Source organism: uncultured Frigoribacterium sp. (genome assembly GCF_963515265.1).
In the GTDB taxonomy this organism is placed as follows: Bacteria; Actinomycetota; Actinomycetes; order Actinomycetales; family Microbacteriaceae; genus Frigoribacterium.
The window spans coordinates 1-3,132 of sequence record NZ_CAUPYL010000251.1; the positions used below are offsets into that span (position 1 = coordinate 1).

Here is a 3,132-nt window from a genome sequence, read left to right on the forward strand (position 1 = left end):
CTCGCGCGCCGGCGCGTCGGTACGTCCGCACCCTCAGGACCCGCGCGCACCCTCGCTCGCGCGCGCGGGTGTACGCGGCTCCGAGGGGTGCGGACGCCCTCGCGACGGGCCTGCCGTGGCGAGCGCCGCCTCCTGCAGGCTCGAGGTCGTGCGCAGACTCGAGGTCGAGCTCGTGCTCGTGCTCGTGCTCGTGCTCGTGCTCGTGCTCGCGCTCGCGCCCGTGGCGACCAGCTCAGGGTGCCGGCCAGGGAAGACCAGCCGCCCTACGAGCAGCACGGCCCGCCAGAGCACCGCGCCTACGACGGCTCCGGCGGTGTTGGCGATCACGTCGTCGATGTCGGTCGCGCGGTTGCCGCCGATCGTGAGGTGCAGCACCAGCTGCAGCAGCTCGACCGTGACGCTCGCGACCAGCGCGATCGCGGCGACCGGCACGACGCCCCGCAGTCGGCGCCGACCCGACGACCCGAGCCCCGCCCGCCCGCGTGCCGCCAGCCCGCCGCCCGCTAGACCGCGGCCCGTCAGCCCGCGGCCCGTCAGGTACGCCCCGAGCGGCACCGTCATCACGATGTTCAACCAGAACGACCGGAGGTGCAGCGAGCTGAGCGCGTCGAGGTTCATCATCGGGCGCCACGGCGAGTCCGGCGGTGCGTCGAGGTCGATCACGAACGGGAAGAACGTGACCGCGACCAGCGCCCCGAGGTAGGCGACGAACGACGTGCGCCAGAGGGTCGTCCCCAGGTCGGCCCCGGCCCGCCGCGAGCGCAGCCCCACGAGCGCGACCGCGAGGATCGTCACGGGGACGACGGTCGCGAGCGCCGGGACGACGAGGTGGAGGGTGGCGAGGTGCATGGAGTCCGTTTCTCGAGGTCTCCAGTCTCGCGGCCGTCACCCGGGGACCGCTTCGCCCGCAGGGCTGAATGCGCTCCGCCTGGGTAGACAGTCTCCATGAGGATGAACACGCGCCTCGGGCGCATCATGTACGGCATCAGCTTCGTCGTCAGCGTCGGCATGATCGTCGTCGTGTGGGCGGTGCTGCAGCCGAGCGTCGTGTTCTCGGTCTCATTCACGCTCTTCGTCGTCGGGATCGCCGTGTGGAACGGCCGCAAGGCCTTCGGCGCCTCGCCCGAGCCGCGCTGACCGTACCCCGCTCCGGCCGCAGCTCCGGGTCCGCAAATGCCGACCGCGCCATCGGCAATACGGGCTTTTCCGGGCATCGGGAGTCGCCTCGCGCCTCCCCGGTCGGGTCTTGCGGCAGCCAGCGCCGCCGAGGCGGGTACGACCAAGGGAGGCGTCTCCCGCCCCGCCTCCCGGCCCGACCCCGCGATCGAGGTGACGCGTCGAGGGGGTCTACCCCGATCGGACCCCTTCGACGCGTCACATCGGTCAAGAGAGACGGGCTCGGGCTCGGCCTAGGCCTCGAGCTAGGCCGAGGCTGAGCTCGCACCCGCAGAGCGCGCAGCCGCGTGCCGCGTCATCGAGTTCGCGAGCTCGGCGAGCGCGGTCGTCACGACGGCCAGCTCGGGCCGCGACGCGAGCCCGTCGAAGACCTCGAGGTAGTACCCGATCTCGCCCTCGATCAGCGCGACGCCGTCGGGGGCGATGACGAGGACGCTGCTGCGCCGGTCCGTCGGGTGGGCGGCGCGGTCCAGGAACCCGGCGTCGGTCATCCGGTCGACGAGGCTCGTGACGGAGCCCGACGAGAGCTCGAGGTACGCGGCGAGCTCGCGCGGCGTGACGTCCGTGCCGCCGTGGACGAAGTACAGCGCGCGAAGGTCCGAGACGCCGATCCCGTGGTCGGCGGCCACGATCTTCATCAGGGTCTCGGCGCGCATCTGCGCCGCGCCGAACGCCTGCATGAAGCCGGTGACGGAGTCGGGGCCGACGCCGGCGTCGTGACCGGCGCCTCCGTCGAGCGAGGGGGCCGCGGCCGGGGTCGGGTCCGGTGCGGTGTTCGGTCGGGTCATGTACCTGGGTCGGGTCGAGAGTGTCGGGGTGGTCATGTTCGCTCCTGCGCTGAGATCGGCATCCGTGCCGACGATTAGATTAGCGAGAATCTCGACCGTCGAGACACCCCCCGTTCGGTACTGCGCGATCCGGACAGCCGAGGAGGCGCGTGACCGTCCGAAGACCGCCCTGGCCCGCGCCCGTCCCCGTTCCCACCCCCGCCGCGTGCGACCACCTGTCGGCGGGCGAGACCGTCGTCAGCGGGCCGTCGCGGCAGCCCGCCTCCGACGAACTCGCCCGCCGTCCACGCGACCGGTCCGCATGGACCGAGCCCGCCGCCGTCAGGCCGACCGACGCCCGCCTGACCGCGCCGCGGACGCGGCCGCGAACGCGTCCGCGGCCGGGCCTGCATGAGGCACTGAACTCCACAACATCTCTTGCGCAACACCCCTTGTGCATCTACCGTTGCCCCATGACCCGCGACGAGCCCCGCTCCGCCCTCACCGACGCCGCCTCGATGCGCGCGCTGGCCCACCCGACGCGGCTGCGCCTCCTCGGCCTGCTGCGCCAGCGCGGTCCGCAGACGGCGGCGCAGCTCGGCGACGTGGTCGACGAGGCGCCGGGCACGGTCAGCTACCACCTGTCGAAGCTCGCGGCGAGCGACCTGATCCAGGCCGCCGACCCGCAGAGCGCCGACCGTCGCGAGCGCTGGTGGCAGGCCACGGCCCTCCTCACCTCGTGGGAGCCCGCCGACCTCCTCGACGACCCCGAGCGCCTCAGCGCGTCGGCGGCCCTCGAGAAGTCGATCGTCCAGGCGAACGCCGCGCGGTACACCCAGTACGTCGACGCGATGCCGGCCCTGCCGCGCGAGTGGGTCGCCGCGGCGGCCGGCGGCGACCGCGCGATCCGCCTCACGGTCACGGAGCTCGCCGCCCTCCGCGCCGAGCTCGAGTCCGTCGTCGACCGCTGGGTCGACGTCGGCGACGCACACGACCCCGCCGACGACGACGGAGCCGAGACCGTCGTCCTCGCCTATCAGGCCTACCGGCACCCAGGAGGCGCGGGCGCGTGACCGAGGACGCCCCGGCCCCCGAGACGGTCGCCCCGGGACCTGCCAGCCCGACAGGCCCTACCAGCGCGACCGGCCCGACCCGCGCGACCAGCCCGACCCGCGCGACCGGCCCCACC

General features: G+C 73.7%; 4 protein-coding genes. 2 read left to right on the forward strand and 2 right to left on the reverse strand.

The genetic code is table 11. The features are described 5' to 3' along the window. Positions 1-33: 33 nt before the first annotated feature. Positions 34-849, reverse strand: coding sequence for a VanZ family protein (locus tag RWM17_RS13450; RefSeq protein WP_314104479.1), 816 nt, complete (start codon positions 847-849; stop codon positions 34-36). 96 nt (positions 850-945) lie between these two features. Here RWM17_RS13450 and RWM17_RS13455 point away from each other — a divergent pair, with 96 nt between their 5' ends. After that, positions 946-1,137: a hypothetical protein gene (locus RWM17_RS13455; RefSeq protein WP_314104481.1), complete on the forward strand. Its 192-nt coding sequence runs from the start codon at positions 946-948 to the stop codon at positions 1,135-1,137. 284 nt (positions 1,138-1,421) lie between these two features. Here the strand turns inward: RWM17_RS13455 and RWM17_RS13460 are convergent, their stop codons facing one another. Then, entirely contained in the window at positions 1,422-2,000 is a 579-nt protein-coding gene (locus RWM17_RS13460; protein WP_314104484.1) for a MarR family transcriptional regulator, read from the reverse strand. A 416-nt stretch (positions 2,001-2,416) separates the two neighbouring features. Between RWM17_RS13460 and RWM17_RS13465 the strand changes: the two genes are divergently transcribed. Further along, positions 2,417-3,016 (forward strand): helix-turn-helix domain-containing protein, encoded by a 600-nt coding sequence (locus tag RWM17_RS13465; RefSeq protein WP_123548817.1) that lies wholly within the window; start codon positions 2,417-2,419, stop codon positions 3,014-3,016. Positions 3,017-3,132: the final 116 nt, after the last annotated feature.

Bases quoted from the DNA above. Each gene is read 5' to 3' on its own strand.
- RWM17_RS13450 (WP_314104479.1), bottom strand. From the start codon at position 849: ATGCACCTCGCCACCCTCCACCTCGTCGTCCCGGCGCTCGCGACCGTC.
- RWM17_RS13455 (WP_314104481.1), top strand. From the start codon at position 946: ATGAGGATGAACACGCGCCTCGGGCGCATCATGTACGGCATCAGCTTC.
- RWM17_RS13460 (WP_314104484.1), bottom strand. From the start codon at position 2,000: ATGACCACCCCGACACTCTCGACCCGACCCAGGTACATGACCCGACCG.
- RWM17_RS13465 (WP_123548817.1), top strand. From the start codon at position 2,417: ATGACCCGCGACGAGCCCCGCTCCGCCCTCACCGACGCCGCCTCGATG.